Consider the following 21,860-nt stretch of genomic DNA (forward strand, 5'->3'; position numbering starts at 1 on the left):
ACTTATCGGCTGTTAGTTTTTAAAGAGCACATCGCAGAACAGAACCACTGCACTTCCGTCTTGCGTCGCTGCATCAGCAGCAGAGAAACGAGATTATGAGGAATCTTTTTCTCCTTGTCAACACTATTTTTTTGGCTTTCGCTTCAAAATTTGCCGACTTGGAGGCCGCCCGTTTCGCAGCGGCCCAACGTCTTGCGACGAGGGGCTGAATAGTAGGCCAAGCAAACGCGGATGACAAGGTGATGAAGCAACTTTTTTGCAAACGCTTCATTTCTGCGCCGGTTTGGCAGTGCTCATGACGAATTCAGGCGGGACCGCAGCGGCCATCGCGGCATATCCCGCGTCGCTCGGATGAATGTGATCGCCGCTGTCGTACCGCTTCTGCAACGCCGTCGGGTGCACCGGGTCGCGCAGCGCCTGATCGAAGTCGATCACGCCATCGAACGCGCGGCTCGCCCGGATCGACTGGTTAACTGCCGTGCGGATCGCCTCCCGCTCAGGCGGCAGCGAGGCCGGCGTCAGCGTCGCGCCATAAATCTTGACGCCGCGCTGGTGCGCCTGCGCAATCAGCCGCTGGTAGCCGCGGACCAGCGCATCGGCGTTGACTTCCGTATGGGGCGCGTCGCAATCCAGGCCGGCATGCGCTGGCATCGCCATGAAATTGATGTCATTGATGCCGATCAGCAGGATCACCGCGCGCACGCCCGGCTGACGCAAGGCATCACGCTCGAAACGGCTCACCACGGCTTCCCCGTAGCAGGGCGAGTTGCTCAGCAGCCGATTCCCGCTGATGCCCGCGTTCACGACCGCCGTCTGCGCGCCCTCCTTGCGCGCGATCTGCCTTGCGAGCGCGTCCGTCCAGCGGCGATTGGCATTGAGCGACGAGCGCATGCCGTCGGTGATCGAATCGCCGATCGCCACCACCGCGTGCGCCGACGCGTTCTCCACCGCCACATTTGTCAGCCACGCGTACTGCGTGAACCGCGTGCGGAACGCGCCGGCGGAACTGTCGTCGGCATGGTTGCCAGGCGTCGAAACGTAATTCACCTGGCTCGCGATCCGATGCCACGCGACCAGTTTCTGGTCCTTCCCCACAAACATGCTCACGGCTAGCGGCTGCTGCGCATCGACGGCGAACTCCACCGGATCGCTCGTGATCTGGGCGCCCGGCGCCACGGTCACGCTCTTTTGTCCGCCGAACAGCACCGGCCGCGCGCTGCCCGGACGAAGCGCCGCGCCGCTGCCGCCCGCCGATCGCGCGACACTCATCGCGTCGACCACCAGCGGCTCCGTCCCGAAGGTATTGCTGATACGCAGGCGTACCCGCTTGCCGTCGGCCTGGGGATAGACGACCTGCCGAACGGTCCGTCCGCCAACCTCCGGCGCGCGGTACAGCGGCGGCAAGTTCGCCAGTTGCGGAATGGCCTGCAGCGCCGTGCCCCACGCGCTGACCCAGTGCTCGCCGGCGGACGGCTCGGCGGTGTCGGCGGCGAAGGCGTGCGGAACGAAGAGGGATTGCGCGAGCAGCGCAGCCGCGCAGATCGCGGTGAGAACAGGGCGTTTCATTCGGCGAAGGCGTGCGGAAAAGGATCGATTGTGCCTGAAGCGCCGGATCCGCCACGGCGCGATTCGTGCGAAACCTTCGCCTGCGGGAACGGAACGTCCGGTTTGGCCTCACAATGCAGCCAGTTCATTTTTCGCCGTCCGCTCCGGACGGCTCGCAGGCTCATCGATATGCAATCAAAAACCACTGTTCCTCAGCGACTCGACTGGGAAGAGGACGGCGAAAGCCGCTCGGCCCACTGGCGATCGGAAAGCGGCAACTCGCCGCCGAAACGCGTGGTCATCGGACATGACCAGATGACCGCCGATAACGCCTACCGGCTCGCCTGCGAAGGCACGGCAATCATCTGGCGCGGCGACTTCCAGAACGCCCGGCAGCTTCTGCAGGCGATGGCGCGCCGCATCGACAACAAGCCGCGCAAGGCCAGGAAAGCCGCGCCGGAAACCTCGCCGGTCGATACCTTCAATCTGCACCGCCTCGCCCAGTCGCAACGCGCCCGCACCCTGGCGATGCTCGTGCTGCCGCTCGACGAGCACTACGCCATTCCGTTGCGCCGCGCGCCCGACGTGCGCGAGGCCTGCGAGGAAGCGTACGGTCCGGCATCCGGCGAGGCGTCGGTGGTGTCCTTGCGGGAAGTGCTCGGGCTGGTCGGGGCGCACGAGTGGCGCAAGAAGGGCGTCGAGATCGCGGCGCTCGGCGCGCGCATCCATCCGTGGTACGGCGTGTTCTCGCCGGTGCGTGGCGAGTACGTCGAGCTGGTCGCGAACCAGCCGTTGCCGTCGCGGGAACTGGCCTTCGATATCGGCACCGGCACGGGCGTGCTGGCCGCGCTGCTCGCCCGACGCGGCGTCGAGCGCGTGGTGGCGACAGAACTCGATCCCCGCGCCCTCGCCTGCGCCCGGGAGAACGTGTCGCGGCTCGGACTTGGCCGTCAGGTCGAAGTCACGGAAGCCAATTTATTTCCCGCCGGCCGCGCGCCGCTGATCGTCTGCAATCCGCCCTGGCTGCCCGCGCGCCCGAGCGCCGCGATCGAGCACGCGATCTACGATCCCGACAGCCGCATGCTGCGCGGTTTCCTCGACGGCCTCGCCGCGCATCTCACACCTGGCGGCGAAGGCTGGCTGATCCTGTCCGACTTCGCCGAGCATCTCGGACTGCGCACGCGCGCGCAGTTGCAGGGATGGATCGATGCCGCCGGCCTGAAGGTGGACGGACGCATCGACGTGAAGCCGCATCATCCGCGCGCCGCCGACAAGACGGATCCGCTGCACGCCGCGCGTGCCGCGGAAGTGACGTCGCTCTGGCGTCTTGTGGCCGCCTAGTCTCATCTCCTGGCGGCTTCGGCGCTCAGCCGCGCCCGGCCAGCCAAGCGAGCGCGCCCTCGCCGGCGACGAGACCGCTCGCGAAACACGCCGTCAGCAGATAGCCGCCCGTCGGCGCTTCCCAATCGAGCATCTCGCCCGCGCAGAACACGCCGGGCAACGCGGTGAGCATCGAGCGCGCGTCGAGCGACTCGAACGCCACGCCGCCCGCGCTGCTGATCACTTCGGCGATCGGCCGCGGGCGCAGCAGGTGCAGCGGCAGCGCCTTGATGCGCTCGGCGAGGATGTCGTGATCGGCGAATTCGTCTTTGGTCAGGCACTCGCGCAGCAGCCCCGCTTTGACTCCGGTCAGGTGCAGCCGGCTGTGCAAATGGCTCGACATCGACCGCGCGCCGCGCGGATGCAGCACTTCGTCCCTCACCCGTTCGGCGGAAAGCTGCGGCACGAGATCCAGCAGCACCGTCGCGCCCTCGCCTGCGCCGGCGGCAATCCGCTCGCGGATCGGCGCCGACAGCGCGTAGATCAGACTGCCCTCGATGCCCTGCGCCGTGACCAGGCACTCGCCGACGCGCCACGCGGTTTCGCCATCCGTGCCCGGCAGACCAATCGCGACCGACTTGAGCGGCTCGCCCGCGAAACGGCTGCTGAAGTGCTCGCTCCAGCCGACATCAAACCCGCAGTTCGACGGCAGAAACGGCCGCACCTCCACCCCGCGCGCCGCGAGCAGCGGCAAAGCGCCGCCGTCCGAACCGAGTTGCGGCCAGCTCGCGCCGCCGAGCGCGAGGATCAGCGCATCGTGACGAACCTGTTTCTCGCCGGTGGGCGTGGCAAATCGCGACGCCGACACGCCGTCTTCCGCCCAGCCGAGCCAGCGATGACGCATATGGAACGTCACACCCGCGCCGCGCAGCCGATGCAGCCAGGCGCGCAGCATCGGCGCGGCTTTCATGTCGGTGGGGAAAACGCGCCCGGAACTGCCGACGAAAGTCTCGACACCCAGTCCGTGCACCCACGTCCTCAGCGCGGCGGCGTCGAAACGCGCGAGCAATGGCGCGATATCCGGCCGACGGGCGCTGTAGCGCGAGAGAAACGCCTCGGCGGGTTCGGAATGCGTGAGGTTCATGCCGCCCTTGCCCGCCATCAGGAACTTGCGGCCGACGGAAGGCATGGCGTCGTACACATCGACACGCGCGCCGCCCGCCGCGAGCGCCTCGGCAGCCATGAGCCCGGCCGGGCCGCCGCCCACGACCGCGACCGCGACCGCGACGCCGCTCGATTCGATGTTGTCGGCTGAAGACATGCTGGATGGTCAAGAACGAATAGGAGCGACATTGTCGCACCCGGGCATCGGGACGCTTCGCGCTGCCCCCCGGCCGCCCCGCTTGCCGCTCGTAAGTCATTAAATAACAAAAAAGAATTTGGGCGCTCCCGCCCGGCCCAGTACGATCCCGCGATTCGTTGCATCAACAATCTTTTTCAAAATCAGACCGACCATGTCCGTATCCCTCGCGCCCGAGCCCGCCTCGACCAGCGCCTCAGCCCGCGCCGCCGATCCGCGCCCCGTCATCGAAAGCGCCGCCGATGTCTCCCGCCTCGTCAACCACGGCGCCGCCGTCGGCAGCGATGCACGCGTGGTCGTCGCGATCGCGCTCGGCGGCATCTTTCTCGATGCGTACGATCTGGGCGCGCTCGCCTTCGGCATGAAGGACATCGCGCGGGAATTCTCGCTGACCCCGACCGGCGCCGGCTTCGTCGCGTCCGCGATCACCTTCGGCGCGATCATCGGCGCGTTCCTCGGCGGCTATCTCACTGACAAGATCGGCCGCTATCGGGTCTTCATGGCCGACATGTTCTTCTTCGTCGTCGCGGCCATCGCCTGCGCGCTCGCGCCCAATGCCTGGACGCTCGGCGGCGCGCGCTTCGTGATGGGGCTGGGCGTGGGCATCGATTTGCCGGTCGCCATGGCCTTCCTCGCCGAGTTCTCGCGGCTGCAGGGCCGCGGCAACAAGGCCGCCCGCGTCGCGATGTGGTGCCCGGTCTGGTACGCGGCGATCCTCATCTCGTATCTGCTCGTGCTCGGCCTGTATGCCGTCCTGCCTGCACACAACGCCGGCTGGCTCTGGCGCCTGATCCTCGGCTTCGGCGCGGTGCCGGCGATCGCGATCATCGTGATCCGCAGCCGCTACATGAGCGAATCGCCGGTCTGGGCGGCGAACCAGGGCGATCTCAAGGGCGCGGCGGCCATCCTCAAGCGTTCGTACGGCATCGATGCCCGCGTCGCCGACACGCCCGTCGCCCCGCCCAAGGCGCGCCGCGCGACGTGGAGCAACTACGGCGCGCTGCTGCGCGGCGTCTATCTGCGCCGCACCGTGCTCGCGACCGTCATCGCGATCGCTTCCTCGTTCGCGTACAACGCCGTCGCGTTCGGCCTGCCGGTGATCATCTCGAGCTTCCTCGCCCAGTCGATGCTCACGACCATTCTTGCCTCGCTCGCGCTCAATCTCTGCTTCGCGTTCGCCGGCGGCCTGTTCTCGGTGCGCACCGTGCCGAAATACGGCGCCTGGAAGCTGTCGGTGGTCGGCTACGCGTTTCAGCTGGCCGCGCTCGTCGGGCTCGCGATCGTCGGCAAGCCTTCGAGCGGCGCCGAAGTCGTGCTCGCCATCGGCTTCCTGGCCGCGTTCCTGCTTGGACAAGGCGTCGGACCGGGCTCGCACAGCATGACTTTCGCGTCGCTGAGCTATCCGACTTCGCTGCGCGGCGTCGGCGTCGGGTTCAATCAGACCCTGATGCGCGCCAGTTCGACCGTTTCGCTGTTCCTGTTCCCCGTGCTGTCCGCGGCGCTCGGCACGAAGGTGTTCTGGATCATCGCGGTGGCGCCGCTCGCCGGACTCGTCGCGCTGTTCGCGGTGCGCTGGGAACCGTCGGGCTATGACGTCGACGCCGAAGACTTCGCCGCGCAACAGGCGCGCTGAGTCGGCAACCTCTTCTTCTGCATTTCGAGCGGCGGCAATCGCCGCCGCTCATTCGTCTCCGCTTTTCTCTCCTTCCGCCGTCCCCCCTTTGCGTCCGCACCGGCGCATCCGCCTCATCCCTCCCCACGCATGCGGATTTACCCCAGCCCGTTCGGAAAAATCATTCACCGACCGTCCGGTCGGTTTATAATCTCCCCACTGCGATTTCCTTGAGCGCGAGTGCCGCCATGTACACCCAATCCCTCGATATCCCCAGTTCCGCGCCGGATGCCTCGTCCGGCAAGCCGCCCGCCTCGTCCGATCAAAGCGCCGACCAGACCCGCTTCGACGCCGTGATGCAGGCCGACGGCAAGATCGAGGCGCAGGACTGGATGCCCGAGGCGTATCGCAAGACGCTGGTGCGGCAGATTTCCCAGCATGCGCATTCGGAGATCATCGGGATGCAGCCCGAGGGCAACTGGATCAGCCGCGCGCCGAGCCTGAAACGCAAGGCGATCCTGCTGGCCAAGGTCCAGGACGAGGCCGGCCACGGCCTCTATCTCTACAGCGCCGCTGAAACGCTGGGCGTCTCGCGCGATCAGCTGGTCGACGCGCTGCACGCCGGACGCGCCAAGTATTCGAGCATCTTCAATTACCCGACGCCGACCTGGGCCGATGTCGGCGTGATCGGCTGGCTGGTCGACGGCGCCGCGATCATGAATCAGATCCCGCTCTGCCGCTGCACGTACGGGCCCTACGCCCGCGCGATGATCCGCATCTGCAAGGAGGAGTCGTTCCATCAGCGCCAGGGCTTCGACGCGCTGCTCGCCATGATGAAAGGCACGCAGGCGCAGAAGGATCTGGTGCAGCAGGCGGTCAACCGCTGGTGGTGGCCGGTGCTGATGATGTTCGGCCCGAGCGACAAGGATTCGATCCACAGCGGGCAGTCGTTCGCGTGGGGCATCAAGCGCATCTCGAACGATGATCTGCGCCAGAAGTTCGTCGATGCCACCGTCGAGCAGGCGCGCATCCTGGGCGTCACGCTGCCCGACCCGGACTTGAGATGGGACGAGGCGCGCGGTGCGCACGACTACGGCGCGATCGACTGGGACGAGTTCTGGCGCGTCGTCAACGGCGACGGTCCGTGCAACAAGGAACGGCTCGCCACGCGCGTGAAGGCGCACAACGAGGGCGCGTGGGTGCGCGAAGCCGCGCTGGCCCACGCCGAGAAGCAGCGGGCGCGAACTCAAAAGCAAGCGGCCTGAGCCGGACGACGAGAAACAGGAGATGGAACGATGAACAAGGAATGGCCGATCTGGGAAGTGTTCGTGCGCAGCAAGCAGGGACTGGATCACAAACATTGCGGCAGCCTGCACGCGCCGGACGCGGGCGCGGCGCTGCGCATGGCGCGCGATGTGTACACGCGCCGCCAGGAAGGCGTGAGCATCTGGGTGGTGCCGTCGGCGGCGATCACGGCGTCGGATCCGGCGGACAAGGGCGAACTGTTCGAGCCGGCGGGCGACAAGATCTACCGTCATCCGACCTTCTTCGTGCTGCCCGAAGAAATCAACCACATGTAAGGGCGCGGGACATGACTCAGGAACATCTCGCCTACGTGCTGCGCCTCGCCGACAACGCGCTGATCCTCGGCCAGCGCAACGCCGAATGGTGCAGTCACGGCCCGGCGCTGGAGGAAGACATCGCGCTGGCGAACATCAGCCTCGATCTGATCGGCCAGGCGCGTCTGCTCTATTCGCACGCGGCGACGCTCGACGCCGCGCTCAACGGCGCCCGCAAGACCGAAGACGACTACGCCTACTTCCGCACGGAACGCGAGTTCGCCAATTACACGCTGGCGGAGCTGCCGCACTTCGGCCCGCTCGCCGGCACCGCGCGCGCCGAACGCGACTACGCAGTGACGATCGTGCGCAACTTCCTGTACTCGGCGCTGATGGCCGAGGTCTGGACGGCGTTGCAAACCTCGGGCGATACCCAGCTCGCGGCGATCGCGGCGAAGTCGCTGAAGGAAACGCGCTATCACCTGCACCACGCGCGCGACTGGCTCGTGCGCCTGGGCGACGGCACCGACGAATCGCATCGGCGCACGCAGGCGGCGCTCGACTACCTGATGCCGTACACGCGCGAGTTCTTCGCCACCGATGCCATCGAACAGGCCGTGGCCGATGCGGGCATCGCGCCGCTGGCCAGCGCTTTCGAAGCGTCGTGGCGCGCGCAGCTTGCCTCGGCGCTGGAAGAAGCAACGCTCGTAGCGCCCGCGGAAGTGCGTCATGTCTCCACCGGCAAGCAAGGCACGCACTCGGAACACATGGGTTATCTGCTGGCGGAAATGCAGAGCCTGGCGCGGCAGCATCCCGGAGCAAGCTGGTGATGAACGCCGCCAGCGTCCCCGCCCGCGCCGACATGAACGCGACGATCCAGCATGCGTGGTCGGTGCTGGAAGCGGTGCCCGATCCGGAGATCCCGGTGGTGTCGATCCGCGAACTGGGCATCCTGCGCGACGTGCGTCAAGGCGGCGACGGCGTGCTCGAAGTGGTGATCACGCCGACCTACTCCGGCTGTCCCGCGATGGGGCAGATCGCGGAAGACATCGCGCTGGCGATCGGCAATGCCGGCCTGGGCGCGCATCGCATCGAGACGGTGCTGGCGCCGGCCTGGACGACCGACTGGATCACCGAGGAAGCGCGCGACAAGCTGCGGCGCTATGGCATCGCGCCGCCATCGGGGAGCTGCGCCGTCATGGAGAAGCCGATCCGTTTCGTGCCGCGCGCCATGCCGCGCACGAAGGAGACGGTCGCCTGTCCGCGCTGCGGCTCCACGCACACGGAGCAGCTGTCGCAATTCGGCTCCACGGCCTGCAAGGCGCTGTACCGCTGTGTGGATTGCCGCGAACCGTTCGACTATTTCAAGCCGTACTGAACCGCGGCCCCTGATTCAATCCGATCTCATTGAAAGCGAGCCGATAAAGATGGCGACTCCGCAATTCCACCCGCTGCGCATCCGCGACGTGCGCCCCGAAACCGCCGATGCATTCACTGTTTCGTTCGACGTCCCGCCGGCCTTGCGCGACGCCTTCCGCTTCACGCAAGGGCAGTTCGTCACGCTGAAGACGCATATCGACGGCGAGGAGACGCGCCGCTCCTACTCGATCTGCGTCGGCGTGACCGACTATGACCGCGACGGCGAACTGCGCATCGGCATCAAGCGGGTACGTGGCGGACGGTTCTCGAACTTCGCGTTCGAGACGCTCAAGCCCGGCCATGAGATCGACGTGATGACGCCCGACGGGCGCTTCTTCACGCACCTGAACGCCGATCACGCCAAACAGTACGTGGCGTTCTCGGGCGGCTCGGGCATCACGCCGGTGCTGGCGATCATCAAGACGACGCTCGATACGGAGCCGACCAGCCGCTTCACGCTCGTCTACGGCAACCGCAGCGTCGACGCCATCATGTTCGCCGAGGAACTCGAAGACCTGAAGAATCGCTACATGGAGCGGTTCGCGCTGTATCACGTGCTGTCGGACGACCTGCAGGACGTGGAGCTGTTCAACGGCGTGCTGGATCAGGCGAAGTGCCAAGCCTTCCTGGAGACCTTGCTCTCGCCTCAGGACATCGACGAGGCCTTCATCTGCGGCCCCGGCCCGATGATGGACGCGGCCGAAGCCGCGTTGAACGACGCCGGTGTGCCGCCGAAGCAGATTCACGTCGAACGGTTCGGCACGCCGCTGCCGCAGGCGGGCGTGCCGCCGGTCGAGATCACGGAGAACACGCCGGCGGCGGACCTGGAACTGATCATCGACGGCAAGAAACGCAAGCTGCGCCTGCCGTACGAAGGCGTGAGCGTGCTGGACGTCGGCCTGAAGGCGGGACTGGCGCTGCCGTACGCGTGCAAGGGCGGCGTGTGCTGCACGTGCCGCGCGAAGGTGCTGGAAGGTGAAGTGAAAATGGACAAGAACTACACGCTCGAACAGCACGAGATCGATGACGGTTTCGTGTTGACCTGCCAGTGTCATCCGCTGAGCGAGCGCGTGGTCGTGAGTTTCGACGAACGCTGATTCGGGTTGAGTGCAGGCATGAGCGGTCTGTCGCGCACCGGGACGGACATGCGGCCGCCGGACGGGAGTCGATTCGCGTAAACTAGGATCGCTCTCTTCGAGCGTTCCCTCAGTTTTCCGGCATTCCGACACCCATGAACACGATTCACGTCGTCAATGGCGACAGCGCGGCGCAGTCCCTCACCGAAGCCTTGCTCCGCGCGGAACGCGCAGACCGCGTCGTGACGCTGCGCGACGATCTGGCGGTCGGCCCCATCCGCGACGTGGACGATTCCGCGCTCACGCGCGCCGCGTTCTGGCGCCAGGTCCTGAACAGCGCGATGGACTTCGAGGAGCAGCTCGAGGAACAGCTCGGCGTGCTCGATCGCCTCACTCGCGGCGATGCGCAGGTCGTCGTATGGCATGGCCAGAGCGCCGCCGATCAACTGACGCTGCGGCGCACCGCTTTCTATTTGCGCAACGTGCCCCAGCGCCTCAACGAGGCGAAGCTGTCGCACGACGATCTGCAGACCGGCGCGGAAGACGGCTCTTCCGGCTCTTCCGGATTTATTGGACGCCCGGACCGCGCGACCGCTGTCGGCATGTTTTCGCCGAAGCAGTTGCTCGCGAAGCTGCCGACCGCCGCGCCGATTTCCGTGCTGCGCATCAGCCGCCTTGCGCTCGAATGGCAGGAAGCGAAATATGCCAGCGCCGAAACGCGCCGGCTGCGCGACAACATGCTGGTATCGGGCACCTGGCTGGACGTCGACGAATTGCTGCTCGATCTCGCCAGCGCCGAATGGCAACCGTCACGGCGGATCGCGGGTGCAGCGATGGGCCAGCGTTTCGACTTCCTGCTCTCCGATTCCGTCGCGTTCTGGCGCCTGCGCGAACTCGTCGTCGCGGGGCGGCTGAAGATTCGGGGCACGCCGTCCGACATCGCCCAGGCCGAATTGCGCCGCTAAAGCGCATCTGCAATCTGCATCGAAGCGGCATAAAAGCGGCATCGAATCCATAAGAACGCACCGTCACGACACATGGCCCGTACCAAAGCAGCCGATCACGAATCCCAACGCGAACAGATTCTCGAACTCGCCGCCGCGAAATTCGCCCAGACGAGTTACCCCAGCACGTCGATGGCCGATCTGGCCGCGGCAAGCGGCACGTCCAAGGCCCGTCTCTACCACTATTACGAGAGCAAGGAAGCCATCCTGTTCGATCTGCTCGACCGCTACACCAAGCGGCTGATGCTGATCATCGCGGAAGTGGAAGGCGCGAGCCAGCGGCGCGGTCTCGGCGAGCGCGAAGCCTTCGCCGATCTGGTGCGGGCGTTCCTCGCCGAATACGAGACCTCGCATAGCCGCCACGTCGCGCTCCTCAACGACGTGAAATATCTGGAAGAAGCACAGCGCCAGATCGTCCTGGATCGTCAGCGCGATATCGTTGCCGCGTTCGCGCGCCAGCTGGCGCGGGCGTATCCGAAGCGCGCATCGCGAGACAACCAGACCGCGCTCACGATGATGGTCTTCGGCATGATCAACTGGACCTTCACCTGGCTTAAACCAGGCGGCAAGCTCGGCTACCGCGAGTTCGCCGATCAGGTCGTGGACATGATCGAGCATGGCCTGGGCGGTCAGCCAAACGTTTGATTGCTGCGAAGCAGCATTTCGACAGAAAGCATCGCGGTGTTCCACAACGTCATGTAACTAATTGATTGCTATCGACTACCTCGAATTTTAGCATCCGTTTAGAACGGCTCACCTAGTCCGATTTAGGGTTTTCCCGTACTCGCTTCCGCGGATTCCGTTAAAATTTGTCTTGCATTGCAGCATGCTGCATGACGAATGAAGGAGAAACGCCGTGGAACTGACCCTCAACCGCACCGCCGAGCAGATCGTGCCGAACGATCCGCCGCTGACTGACGCGCGTCCGCCGGTTCTCGTCCGCGAGCTTTCTTCCGCCGATCGCGAGCGCCTGCTTAGCCACTTCCTCGCCCTCGAAGAAGATGACCGTCTCCTGCGCTTCGGTCAGGTGGTTCCCGATCACGTGATCGAGAACTACGTGCGCAATATCAGTTTTTCGAACGACAAGGTATTCGGCGTGTTCGGCGATGCGCTGGAACTGATCGGCGTCGGCCATCTGGCCTATCTGCCTGCCGAAGGCGACAAGCGCACCGCGGAATTCGGGGTGTCGGTGCTGGAAAGCGCGCGTGGGCGCGGTGTCGGTTCGAAGCTGTTCGAGCGTGCCGCCATGCGCAGCCGCAACACGCACGTTTCGGTGCTTTACATGCACTGCCTGTCGCGCAATTCGACGATGATGCACATCGCCCGCAAGTCGGGCATGAAGATCGAATATGCGTATGGTGAAGCGGACGCCTATCTGTCGCTCGCGCCGGCCGACCAGAACAGCATCATGACCGAGATGCTGCAGGAGCAAGCCGCCGTATTCGACTACGCCATCAAGCGCCAGGCGCATCGTGCGTCGCAGATGTTCCAGGCGTTCATGCCGACGGCGGACGCGGCCTGATTCCAGACCGCATCGCTTATCGCACGCAAGGGCGGCTCCGGCCGCCCTTGTGGTTTCGGCACGGTTCAACGCAGCGGCAATGCGGTCGTTTCCTTGATGCGCTCGAGCGAAAAGCTCGACCTGACATCGATGACCGACGGATGGTGCAGCAACTGCTCCTGCACGAAGCGGGAAAAGTCCTCCATGTCGCGCACCTGCACCCGCAGCAGAAAGTCCATCTCGCCCGTCATCGCGTCGCAGGCAACGACTTCCGGCCAGGAGCGCACTGCTTCGCGGAACAGGTCGCCGTGCGTCGGCGTCTTCGGGATACCCGCCGCGGCGTGCGTGCCGCCGCGCTTCTCGAGCCGCACGTTGATGTAGGCCAGCAGGCCGAGGCCAAGCTTCTTCGCATCGAGCAGCGCCACATAGCCGCGAATCACGCCGCTTTCCTCCAGCCGCCGGATGCGCCGCAAGCACGGACTCGGCGAAAGATTGACGCGCTCCGCAATCTCCTGATTGGACAGCCGGCCGTTTTCCTGGAGGATCGCCAGAATGCGCCGGTCTATCGTGTCGAGTTCGGAGTCCGATTCTGCTTCGGCCACTTTCTGGCTCCTGTCTGTGTTTTCCCGGCATGAACTAGCGCAAGTCTATGAATTGGCGATTTGTTTCGCAAGTTTTTGCCGCATCGCCATGACTAAACTGTCTCTACGTCGCGCATTCGCGCAGAACGAATTTCCGGAGACACCGCATGACCGCAACGACCTGGGAGAATCCCGTCGGCACCGACGGCTTCGAATTCATCGAGTACACCGCGCCGGACCCGGTCGCGCTCGGCAAGCTGTTCGAGCAGATGGGCTTCACGGCCATCGCGAAGCACCGCCACAAGGACGTCACGCTGTATCGCCAGGGCGACATCAACTTCATCGTGAACGCCGAGCCCGACTCGTTCGCGCAACGCTTCGCCCGCCTGCACGGCCCGTCCATCTGCGCGATCGCCTTCCGCGTCGCCGATGCCGCCAAGGCCTACCAGCGCGCGCTCGAACTCGGCGCCTGGGGTTTCGACAACAAGACCGGTCCGATGGAGTTGAACATCCCGGCCATCAAGGGCATCGGCGATTCGCTGATCTATTTCGTGGACCGCTGGCGCGGCAAGAACGGCGCGCAGCCGGGCAGCATCGGCAACATCAGCATCTATGACGTCGATTTCGAGCCGATTCCCGGCGCCGAGCAGAATCCGGCCGGCCATGGCCTGACCTATATCGATCACCTGACGCACAACGTCCATCGCGGCCGCATGGTCGAATGGGCCGAGTTCTACGAGCGGCTGTTCAACTTCCGCGAGGTGCGTTACTTCGACATCGAGGGCAAGGTGACGGCGGTGAAGTCCAAGGCGATGACCTCGCCGTGCGGCAAGATCCGCATTCCGATCAACGAGGAAGGCTCGGAGAACGCCGGACAGATTCAGGAATATCTGGACGCCTATCGCGGAGAAGGCATTCAGCACATCGCGCTCGGCACCGATGACATCTACACGACCGTCGACGGCCTGCGCAGCGCGCGCATTGCGCTGCTCGACACCATCGACACGTATTACGAGCTGGTCGACCGGCGCGTGCCGGGGCATGTGGAGTCGGTTTCCGAGTTGAAGAAACGCAAGATCCTGATCGACGGAACCAAGGACGAAATCCTGCTGCAGATCTTCACCGAGAACCAGATCGGACCGATCTTCTTCGAGATCATCCAGCGCAAGGGCAACCAAGGCTTCGGCGAGGGCAACTTCAAGGCGCTGTTCGAATCCATCGAACTGGATCAGATGCGCCGCGGCGTGCTGAAGGACACGACAGGCGGCTAAGCTGCCGCGCAATCGAGCCACTGGCAACGTCAAGTAAAAGGGGCATGAACCTGAGTGGTTCATGCCCCTTCGTCATTTTCAGCGATCCGTCCCGGCGGACGAATCCCGCGAGCGGATCAGCCCGCCGTCTCGTCGTCGCTGCCTTCCGATGCGCGGCGCTTCTCAGCGCCTGCCTGAACGGACTGAACGCGCGCCTGCGCGACCTGTGCAACCGACGACGCCCCGAATGGCGACGCACCCTGCGCCCGCGCGCCGACCGGCGCGCTGATCGCGAAAAAGGCGGTCGAGACCATCAAGAAATTCTGAATGTGGCGTTGTTTCATCGTTATCTCCTTCTAACCGCATATGTACTGCTTGCTTCCGGATGAAAATGCGCGCACAAGGAACGGCGCGAAAATACCGGAAGCGCCATTTTAGACATGATTGAACAGCAGGGTTCCAAAGCAAGGTCGGTTTTACATGCTGTAACAAAACCTTCCCGTTTGCCGCCAAATCGTCAAGGATTTGACGCAAAGCGCTGCTAGTTGAGTAATTTCAAACGGGTTTGCCCCAGTGCCGGAAAAACCGTCGCATCGGCACACTGGAAGTCGCGGCCGAGCGTTCACAAGACGCGGACGGCCCGAAACATGCTTTGGTGATCCCAAACCTCGGGTGGAGGAAGACACATAATGAACGCCCCGCTAGACGCAGAACAAAGAGCTTCGCTAGAAGCCGCGCTGAAATCCGTCACGCTAGACGACAAATACACGCTCGAACGCGGCCGCGCGTACATGAGCGGCATCCAGGCGCTGGTGCGCCTGCCCATGCTCCAACAGGAACGCGACAAGGCCGCCGGCCTCAACACGGCCGGATTCATTTCCGGCTATCGCGGTTCTCCCCTTGGCGGTCTCGACCAGTCCCTCTGGAAGGCGAAAAAGCATCTCGCCGGCCATCAGGTCGTATTCCAGCCGGGCGTGAACGAAGACCTCGCCGCCACCGCCGTATGGGGCTCGCAGCAGGTCAATCTTTACCCGAGCGCCAAGTACGACGGCGTGTTCTCGATGTGGTACGGCAAGGGCCCCGGCGTCGATCGTTCAGGCGATGTCTTCAAGCACGGCAATTCCGCGGGATCGGCGCGGCACGGCGGCGTTCTGGTGCTCGCCGGCGATGACCACGCCGCGAAGTCGTCGACCCTGGCGCATCAGTCCGAACACATCTTCAAGGCGTGCGGCCTGCCGGTGCTGTTTCCGTCGAACGTGCAGGAATATCTGGATTTCGGCCTGCACGGCTGGGCCATGAGCCGCTACTCCGGCCTCTGGGTCGCAATGAAATGCGTGACCGACGTGGTGGAATCGTCTGCTTCCGTCGATATCGATCCGCATCGCACGCAAATCGTGCTTCCCACCGATTTCGCGATGCCCGAAGGCGGTCTCAATATCCGCTGGCCGGACCCGCCGCTCGTGCAGGAAGCGCGTCTGCTCGACTACAAGTGGTACGCCGCGCTGGCCTATGTGCGGGCAAACAAGCTGGACCGGGTGGAGATCGATTCGCCGCATGCGCGCTTCGGCATCATGACCGGCGGCAAGGCCTATCTCGACGTGCGCCAGGCCCTCACCGATCTCGGTCTCGATGACGCCACCTGCGCGCAGATCGGCATCCGGCTGTACAAGGTCGGCTGCGTCTGGCCGCTCGAAGCGCAAGGCGCGCATGAATTCGCGCGCGGTCTCGAGGAAATTCTGGTCGTCGAGGAAAAGCGCCAGATTCTCGAATACGCGATCAAGGAAGAGCTCTACAACTGGCCGGACGCCCAGCGCCCGCGTGTCTACGGCAAGTTCGACGAAAAAGACGGCGCGGGCGGCGAATGGTCCGTGCCGATGGGCAACTGGCTGCTGCCCGCGCACTACGAACTGTCGCCGGCGATCATTGCGAAGGCCATCTCCACGCGTCTCGAGAAATTCGATCTGCCCGCCGACGTGCGCGCCCGCATCGCGACGCGGCTCGCGGTGATCGACGCGAAGGAAAAGGCGCTGGCACGGCCGCGCGTAGAAGCTGAGCGCAAGCCGTGGTTCTGCTCCGGCTGTCCGCACAACACTTCGACGAACGTGCCGGAAGGCTCGCGCGCGATGGCCGGCATCGGCTGCCACTACATGACGGTCTGGATGGACCGCAACACGAGCACCTTCAGCCAGATGGGCGGCGAAGGCGTCGCGTGGGTCGGACAGGCGCCGTTCTCGAACGACAAGCACGTGTTCACCAATCTCGGCGACGGCACCTACTTCCATTCGGGCCTGCTCGCGATTCGCGCGGCGATCGCGGCGAAGGTGAACATCACCTACAAGATCCTCTACAACGATGCGGTCGCAATGACGGGCGGCCAGCCCGTCGACGGCGTCCTGACCGTGCCGCAGATCACGCATCAATTGGCGGCGGAAGGCGCGGCGAAGATCGTCATCGTCACGGATCAGCCGGAGAAATACACCGCGACGACCGGTCTCGCACCGGGCATCGACGTGCATCACCGCGACGTGCTCGACGACATCCAGCGCCAGTTGCGCGAAGTGCAAGGCACATCGATCCTGATCTACGACCAGACCTGTGCGACCGAGAAGCGCCGCCGCAGGAAGCGCGGCGCGTTCCCCGATCCGGCGAAGCGCGTCGTCATCAACGAGGCGGTGTGCGAAGGCTGCGGCGATTGTTCCGTGAAGTCGAACTGCCTCTCGGTCGAACCGCTGGAAACCGAATTCGGCACGAAGCGGCAGATCAACCAGTCGACCTGCAACAAGGACTATTCGTGTGTGAACGGCTTCTGTCCGAGCTTCGTCACCATCGAGGGCGGGCAGTTGAAGAAGCCGAAGGCGACGAGCGTCGGCGCCGATGCGATGCCCCCGGTGCCGACACCCGAACTGCCCGAGATCGCGCGGCCGTACGGCGTGCTGGTGACGGGCGTGGGCGGCACGGGCGTCGTGACGATCGGCGCGCTGCTCGGCATGGCGGCGCATCTGGAGCAAAAGGGCGTCACGGTGCTCGACGTCACCGGTCTCGCGCAGAAGGGTGGCGCGGTGATGAGCCATGTGCAGATCGCCAACCGTCCGGCCGACATTCATGCGACCCGCATCGCGATGGGCGAGGCGGATCTGGTGATCGGCTGCGACGCGATCGTGACGGCGAGCAACGAATGCGGCTCGCGGATGCAGCCTGACCATACGCGCGTCGTCGTGAACAGCGCGCAGACGCCGACCGCCGACTTCATCAAGAACCCGAACTGGAGTTTTCCGGGCGCGAGCGCGGAAGCGGATATTCGCGCGGCGGCGGGCCAGCATGTGGCGCTCGTCGATGCGAACCGTTTTGCCGTCGCGCTGATGGGCGACGCGATCTACACCAATCCGTTCGTGCTCGGCTACGCGTGGCAAAAGGGCTGGGTGCCGTTGCGGCATGAATCGCTGATGCGCGCAATCGAGCTGAACGCCGTACAGGTCGAGAAGAATCTCGCCGCGTTCGAATGGGGACGCCGCGCGGCGCACGATATCGACGCTGTGCAGCGGCTCACGCAGGGACAGCGCGGTATGGACAGCGCAGCGGGCAAGGTGGTCGCGCTGCACACGCCGAAGGCGCTGGACAGCCTGATCGAAAAGCGTCTCGACTATCTCGTGAAGTACCAGAACAGCGCGTATGCATCGCGTTATGGGCGGATCGTCGCGGAAGTGCGCACGGCCGAAGCGAGCCTGGGCATGGGCGACGGCCAGTATGCGCTGACGGAAGCCGTCGCGAAGAACCTGCACAAGCTGATGGCCTACAAGGACGAATACGAAGTCGCGCGGCTGTACGCGGACCCGGCGTTCATCGAGAAAGTGAAGAGCAGCTTCGAAGGCGACTGGAAGATCAAGATGCATCTCGCGCCGCCGAGCACGTCGAAGAAGGACGCGCACGGGCATTTGGTCAAGAAACAATACGGCCCGTGGATGATGTCCGCGATGCGCGTGCTCGCCCGGCTCAAGTTCCTGCGCGGCACGGGGCTTGATCCGTTTGGTCGTACCGAAGAGCGGAAGATGGAGCGAGCGTTGATCGGGGAGTACGAGGCGCTGGTGCGGGAAATCATCGACGGGCTCACGGTCGAGAAGTTGCCGCTGGCGATCGAACTGGCGAGCCTGCCCGACGCAATGCGCGGTTACGGCCACATCAAGGAAAACAACGTGAAGGCCGCGAAGCTGAAGTGGGAGAAGTTGCTGGCGCGGTGGCGCAGTGGGGAAGGCGGTGAGACGCGGCAGGTGGCGTGAGGGGATGGAAGGTCGGCTGACCTTCCTTCTCTGAACTGACTCCCGTGCTGCTTGGCAAGTCATATCTAATTTAGGGAAGTTAGCGGAATTCCCTAAACTCGATAAACTTGCTAAAACCATGGATCCGGTAGACAACCCCTTCGCGCCGGGCGCGGGCAATCCACCGCCCGAGCTTGCCGGGCGCGACGCCGTCCGCAAGCAAATGTTGGTGTGCATTCAGCGTCTCAAGAAGGGACGCGCCGCGAAAAGCATCATGCTGGCGGGTCTGCGCGGGGTCGGCAAAACCGTCTTGCTGGACCAGATGATGAGGGACGCCATAGGCGAAGGCGGCCTTCTGGCGATAAGGATCGAGGCTCCCGAGGGACGCTCTCTACCCGCCCTGCTCGCGCCCAAGCTTCGGCTGGCTCTGCTCAAACTCAGCCAGATCGAGGCGGCGAAAGACTACGCGAGTCCGTTTCGACCGTCTCACACCGGCCGAGAAGAAGTACCTGAGAGCCATGGCCGAGCTGGGGCCAGGACCGCATCGATCGGGGGACATTGCCTCGGTGCTGGGCCGTGACAGCACATCGCTTGCGCCCAATCGGAGCAACCTGATCGTGAAGGGAATGATCTGGAGCCCCACTCACGGCGATACGGCCTTTACCGTTCCGCTCTTCGACGAGTTCATGACCCGCATCATGCCGGGTCACGACTGGAAGGGCGACGCCTGACTCCTCGCGCGTTCCTTCCCACCAAACAAAACGGCGATCCGGTCACCCGGATCGCCGTTTTTCACCTCACCTCACCAAAACCCAACCGCCTTACTTCGCCTTCGCGACGCTCGCATTCGCGCTCGCCACCGCGGTCATGTTGATGATCCGCCGCACGGTCGCGGCCGGTGTCAGGATATGCACCGGCTTGGCGGCGCCCAGCAGGAACGGTCCCACCGTCACACCCTCACCGCTCACCATCTTGAGCAGGTTGTAGGTGATGTTCGCCGCTTCGACGTTCGGCATGATCAGCAGGTTGGCTTCGCCCGTCAACGTCGTGCCCGGGAACGACGCCTTGCGCACCGCCTCGGACAACGCGGCATCGCCGTGCATTTCACCGTCTACTTCCAGCGTCGGCGCGCGCTCGGCAATCAGCTTGCGCGCCTCGGCCATGCGCTTGCTCGACGCGCTCGGCACGCTGCCGAAGTTCGAGTTCGACAGCAACGCCACCTTCGGCTGCACACCAAAGCGCTCGATTTCGCGCGCGGCGAGAATCGTCATGTCGGCGAGCTGCTCGGCGGTCGGCGATTCGTTGACGTAGGTGTCGCTGATGAAGAGATTGCGTCCTTGCAGCATCAGCAGGTTCATCGCCGCGAAGTTGTTCGCGCCTTCCGCCTTGCCCAGCACCTGATCCACGAACTTCAGATGGTCCTGATACGTATCGATCAGGCCGCAGATCATGCCGTCCGCGTCGCCCGTATGGATCAGGATCGCGCCGATCAGCGTGTTGAACTTGCGCAGCGCGGCCTTCGCGCCTTCAGGCGTCACGCCATCGCGCGCGGCGATCTCGTGATACGCCTGCCAGCTCTTCTGATAGCGCGGATCGTCCTCCGGATTCACGATCTCGAAATCGATGCCCGGCTTCAGCTTCGAGCCCATCTTCTGCAGACGCATTTCCACCACCGCCGGCCGGCCGACGATGATCGGCTTCGCAATCTTCTCCAGCAAGACGAACTGCGCGGCGCGCAGCACGCGCTCGTCCTCGCCTTCCGCGAACACGATGCGCGCCGGCGCGGCCTTCGCCGCCACGAACACCGGACGCATCACCATGCCCGTGCGATACACGGTTGCGCCGAGCGTCTCGCGATAGGCGTCCATGTCCTTGATCGGACGCGTCGCGACGCCCGAATCCATCGCGGCCTGCGCGACAGCGGGCGCGATCTTGATGATCAGGCGCGGATCGAACGGCTTCGGAATCAGATACTCCGGACCGAATTCGAGCGAGTGACCTTCATAGGCCTTCGCGACTTCATCGCCCTGATCGGTTTCTTCCGCGAGTTCGGCGATCGCATGCACGCACGCGAGCTTCATCTCTTCCGTGATGGTGGTCGCGCCGACATCCAGCGCGCCGCGGAAGATGAACGGGAAGCACAGCACGTTGTTGACCTGGTTCGGATAGTCCGAACGGCCCGTCGCGACGATACAGTCCGGACGCACCTTCTTCGCCTCTTCCGGACGGATTTCCGGTTCCGGATTGGCCAGCGCGAGGATCAGCGGCTTGTCCGCCATCGTCACGACCATCTCCGGCTTCAGCACGCCGGCGCTCGAACAGCCGAGGAAGACGTCGCAGCCGTGCATGGCATCGCCGAGCGTGCGCGCGTCGGTGCTCGCCTGATACCGCTCCTTCGATGCGTCCAGATTGCCGCGGCCTTCATAGATCACGCCCTTCGAGTCGATCACCAGCGTGTTCGACTTCTTCAGGCCGAGGTGCACCAGCAAGTCCAGGCACGCAATGGCCGCCGCACCCGCGCCCGAGCACACGAGCTTCACTTCGTCCAGCTTCTTGCCGACCACTTTCAGGCCGTTGAGAATCGCCGCCGACGCAATGATCGCCGTGCCGTGCTGATCGTCATGGAAGACGGGAATCTTCATGCGCTCGCGCAGCTTCTTCTCGATATAGAAGCATTCCGGCGCCTTGATGTCCTCGAGGTTGATGCCGCCGAGCGTCGGCTCGAGCATCGCGATGGCGTCGACGAGCTTGTCCGGATCGGTCTCCGCCAGCTCGATGTCGAACACATCGATGCCCGCGAACTTCTTGAACAGACAACCCTTGCCTTCCATCACCGGCTTGGCCGCGAGCGGGCCGATATTGCCGAGACCGAGCACCGCCGTGCCATTCGTCACGACGCCGACGAGATTGGCGCGCGAGGTGTACTTCTGCGCGTCGAGCGGTTCGTCGTAGATGGCCATGCACGCGGCCGCGACGCCCGGCGAATACGCGAGCGAGAGATCGAGCTGGTTGGACAGGGGTTTGGTCGGCGTGACCGAGATCTTGCCCGGACGCGGATTCTGGTGATACGCGAGGGCGCTTTGCTTCAGTTGTTCGTCCATGATTGACCTGAGACGTTGGAAATTATTTGAACAGGGTTCACACTGCCGTCGACCGCTACCGTGAGTGCGGGAATGTGAATCGATGGACCAGGTTCACAGGCCCGACGCGCCGGATAGGCGCAACATGCTGCTGGCCGGATGGGACGAGCAGACGGAGCCTTCGGAATTTTTTGGACGTTCAGTGTACACCCCGCTTTTGAAATGACGCGATGCAACCTTTCAGCGGGTGTTCCGGCGCCTGCCGTGTTCGTTTCGTCGGATTTGAGCGGCCAGGCGCGC

Annotated in this window: 17 protein-coding genes and 1 pseudogene; 13 read left to right on the top strand and 5 right to left on the bottom strand. The window is 64.4% G+C overall.

Annotated features, from left to right (window positions below; all coding sequences use genetic code 11):
* Window positions 1-267 precede the first annotated feature (267 nt).
* Window positions 268-1,566 (bottom strand): SGNH/GDSL hydrolase family protein, encoded by a 1,299-nt coding sequence (locus QCE69_RS13785; RefSeq protein WP_309931165.1) that lies wholly within the window; start codon window positions 1,564-1,566, stop codon window positions 268-270.
* A 168-nt stretch (window positions 1,567-1,734) separates the two neighbouring features.
* Here QCE69_RS13785 and QCE69_RS13790 point away from each other — a divergent pair, with 168 nt between their 5' ends.
* Window positions 1,735-2,886 carry a class I SAM-dependent methyltransferase gene (locus QCE69_RS13790; RefSeq protein ID WP_309931168.1) on the top strand — a complete coding sequence of 384 codons (1,152 nt, stop codon included), beginning with the start codon at window positions 1,735-1,737 and terminating at the stop codon, window positions 2,884-2,886.
* A gap of 25 nt (window positions 2,887-2,911) precedes the next feature.
* Here the strand turns inward: QCE69_RS13790 and QCE69_RS13795 are convergent, their stop codons facing one another.
* Complete coding sequence (locus QCE69_RS13795; protein WP_309931170.1) at window positions 2,912-4,186, bottom strand: TIGR03862 family flavoprotein; 1,275 nt, start codon at window positions 4,184-4,186, stop codon at window positions 2,912-2,914.
* A 193-nt stretch (window positions 4,187-4,379) separates the two neighbouring features.
* Between QCE69_RS13795 and QCE69_RS13800 the strand changes: the two genes are divergently transcribed.
* The 9 genes and pseudogenes from QCE69_RS13800 to QCE69_RS13840 all read left to right on the top strand — a co-directional run bounded on the left by QCE69_RS13800 (window position 4,380) and on the right by QCE69_RS13840 (window position 12,417).
* On the top strand, window positions 4,380-5,858 hold the full coding sequence (locus tag QCE69_RS13800) for an MFS transporter (protein ID WP_309931173.1): 1,479 nt from the start codon (window positions 4,380-4,382) through the stop codon (window positions 5,856-5,858).
* Between the two features lie 227 nt (window positions 5,859-6,085).
* Window positions 6,086-7,102, top strand: coding sequence for a 1,2-phenylacetyl-CoA epoxidase subunit PaaA (paaA, locus tag QCE69_RS13805; protein WP_309931175.1), 1,017 nt, complete (start codon window positions 6,086-6,088; stop codon window positions 7,100-7,102).
* Window positions 7,103-7,132: 30 nt separating this feature from the next.
* Window positions 7,133-7,417: a 1,2-phenylacetyl-CoA epoxidase subunit PaaB gene (gene paaB, locus QCE69_RS13810; protein ID WP_309810429.1), complete on the top strand. Its 285-nt coding sequence runs from the start codon at window positions 7,133-7,135 to the stop codon at window positions 7,415-7,417.
* 11 nt (window positions 7,418-7,428) lie between these two features.
* Entirely contained in the window at window positions 7,429-8,226 is a 798-nt protein-coding gene (paaC, locus tag QCE69_RS13815; RefSeq protein WP_309918880.1) for a 1,2-phenylacetyl-CoA epoxidase subunit PaaC, read from the top strand.
* Window positions 8,227-8,279: 53 nt separating this feature from the next.
* Window positions 8,280-8,774 (top strand): annotated as a pseudogene (gene paaD / locus QCE69_RS13820) (1,2-phenylacetyl-CoA epoxidase subunit PaaD); the annotation flags it as partial.
* A gap of 49 nt (window positions 8,775-8,823) precedes the next feature.
* Entirely contained in the window at window positions 8,824-9,912 is a 1,089-nt protein-coding gene (gene paaE / locus QCE69_RS13825; RefSeq protein ID WP_309931176.1) for a 1,2-phenylacetyl-CoA epoxidase subunit PaaE, read from the top strand.
* 134 nt (window positions 9,913-10,046) lie between these two features.
* Window positions 10,047-10,856 (top strand): DUF1835 domain-containing protein, encoded by an 810-nt coding sequence (locus tag QCE69_RS13830; protein WP_309931177.1) that lies wholly within the window; start codon window positions 10,047-10,049, stop codon window positions 10,854-10,856.
* A 72-nt stretch (window positions 10,857-10,928) separates the two neighbouring features.
* Window positions 10,929-11,540, top strand: a complete 612-nt coding sequence (locus tag QCE69_RS13835; RefSeq protein ID WP_309918892.1) for a TetR/AcrR family transcriptional regulator — start codon at window positions 10,929-10,931, stop codon at window positions 11,538-11,540.
* A gap of 211 nt (window positions 11,541-11,751) precedes the next feature.
* The gene (locus QCE69_RS13840) at window positions 11,752-12,417 is read left to right on the top strand and encodes a GNAT family N-acetyltransferase (RefSeq protein WP_409021185.1); all 666 of its coding nucleotides are present in this window, start codon (window positions 11,752-11,754) and stop codon (window positions 12,415-12,417) included.
* A 65-nt stretch (window positions 12,418-12,482) separates the two neighbouring features.
* On the opposite strand, the gene QCE69_RS13845 is transcribed toward QCE69_RS13840, so the two are convergent.
* Window positions 12,483-12,998, bottom strand: a complete 516-nt coding sequence (locus QCE69_RS13845; protein WP_309931178.1) for an Lrp/AsnC family transcriptional regulator — start codon at window positions 12,996-12,998, stop codon at window positions 12,483-12,485.
* A 146-nt stretch (window positions 12,999-13,144) separates the two neighbouring features.
* Between QCE69_RS13845 and hppD the strand changes: the two genes are divergently transcribed.
* Entirely contained in the window at window positions 13,145-14,248 is a 1,104-nt protein-coding gene (hppD, locus tag QCE69_RS13850; RefSeq protein WP_309931180.1) for a 4-hydroxyphenylpyruvate dioxygenase, read from the top strand.
* A 116-nt stretch (window positions 14,249-14,364) separates the two neighbouring features.
* On the opposite strand, the gene QCE69_RS13855 is transcribed toward hppD, so the two are convergent.
* Window positions 14,365-14,571 carry a hypothetical protein gene (locus QCE69_RS13855; protein ID WP_309918903.1) on the bottom strand — a complete coding sequence of 69 codons (207 nt, stop codon included), beginning with the start codon at window positions 14,569-14,571 and terminating at the stop codon, window positions 14,365-14,367.
* 345 nt (window positions 14,572-14,916) lie between these two features.
* On the opposite strand from QCE69_RS13855, the gene QCE69_RS13860 reads away from it, so the two are divergent.
* Both QCE69_RS13860 and QCE69_RS13865 read left to right on the top strand, forming a co-directional pair.
* Window positions 14,917-18,501 carry an indolepyruvate ferredoxin oxidoreductase family protein gene (locus QCE69_RS13860; RefSeq protein ID WP_309931181.1) on the top strand — a complete coding sequence of 1,195 codons (3,585 nt, stop codon included), beginning with the start codon at window positions 14,917-14,919 and terminating at the stop codon, window positions 18,499-18,501.
* A gap of 118 nt (window positions 18,502-18,619) precedes the next feature.
* Entirely contained in the window at window positions 18,620-19,060 is a 441-nt protein-coding gene (locus QCE69_RS13865) for an ATP-binding protein (protein WP_309931183.1), read from the top strand.
* A gap of 241 nt (window positions 19,061-19,301) precedes the next feature.
* Here the strand turns inward: QCE69_RS13865 and QCE69_RS13870 are convergent, their stop codons facing one another.
* Window positions 19,302-21,581, bottom strand: coding sequence for an NADP-dependent malic enzyme (locus tag QCE69_RS13870; RefSeq protein WP_309918911.1), 2,280 nt, complete (start codon window positions 21,579-21,581; stop codon window positions 19,302-19,304).
* Between the last annotated feature and the right edge of the window lie 279 nt (window positions 21,582-21,860).

The organism is Caballeronia sp. LZ032 (genome assembly GCF_031451315.1).
Lineage (GTDB): Bacteria > Pseudomonadota > Gammaproteobacteria > Burkholderiales > Burkholderiaceae > Caballeronia.

Bases quoted from the DNA above. Each gene is read 5' to 3' on its own strand.
- QCE69_RS13785 (WP_309931165.1), bottom strand. From the start codon at position 1,566: ATGAAACGCCCTGTTCTCACCGCGATCTGCGCGGCTGCGCTGCTCGCG.
- QCE69_RS13790 (WP_309931168.1), top strand. From the start codon at position 1,735: ATGCAATCAAAAACCACTGTTCCTCAGCGACTCGACTGGGAAGAGGAC.
- QCE69_RS13795 (WP_309931170.1), bottom strand. From the start codon at position 4,186: ATGTCTTCAGCCGACAACATCGAATCGAGCGGCGTCGCGGTCGCGGTC.
- QCE69_RS13800 (WP_309931173.1), top strand. From the start codon at position 4,380: ATGTCCGTATCCCTCGCGCCCGAGCCCGCCTCGACCAGCGCCTCAGCC.
- paaA (WP_309931175.1), top strand. From the start codon at position 6,086: ATGTACACCCAATCCCTCGATATCCCCAGTTCCGCGCCGGATGCCTCG.
- paaB (WP_309810429.1), top strand. From the start codon at position 7,133: ATGAACAAGGAATGGCCGATCTGGGAAGTGTTCGTGCGCAGCAAGCAG.
- paaC (WP_309918880.1), top strand. From the start codon at position 7,429: ATGACTCAGGAACATCTCGCCTACGTGCTGCGCCTCGCCGACAACGCG.
- paaE (WP_309931176.1), top strand. From the start codon at position 8,824: ATGGCGACTCCGCAATTCCACCCGCTGCGCATCCGCGACGTGCGCCCC.
- QCE69_RS13830 (WP_309931177.1), top strand. From the start codon at position 10,047: ATGAACACGATTCACGTCGTCAATGGCGACAGCGCGGCGCAGTCCCTC.
- QCE69_RS13835 (WP_309918892.1), top strand. From the start codon at position 10,929: ATGGCCCGTACCAAAGCAGCCGATCACGAATCCCAACGCGAACAGATT.
- hppD (WP_309931180.1), top strand. From the start codon at position 13,145: ATGACCGCAACGACCTGGGAGAATCCCGTCGGCACCGACGGCTTCGAA.
- QCE69_RS13855 (WP_309918903.1), bottom strand. From the start codon at position 14,571: ATGAAACAACGCCACATTCAGAATTTCTTGATGGTCTCGACCGCCTTT.
- QCE69_RS13860 (WP_309931181.1), top strand. From the start codon at position 14,917: ATGAACGCCCCGCTAGACGCAGAACAAAGAGCTTCGCTAGAAGCCGCG.
- QCE69_RS13865 (WP_309931183.1), top strand. From the start codon at position 18,620: ATGGATCCGGTAGACAACCCCTTCGCGCCGGGCGCGGGCAATCCACCG.
- QCE69_RS13870 (WP_309918911.1), bottom strand. From the start codon at position 21,581: ATGGACGAACAACTGAAGCAAAGCGCCCTCGCGTATCACCAGAATCCG.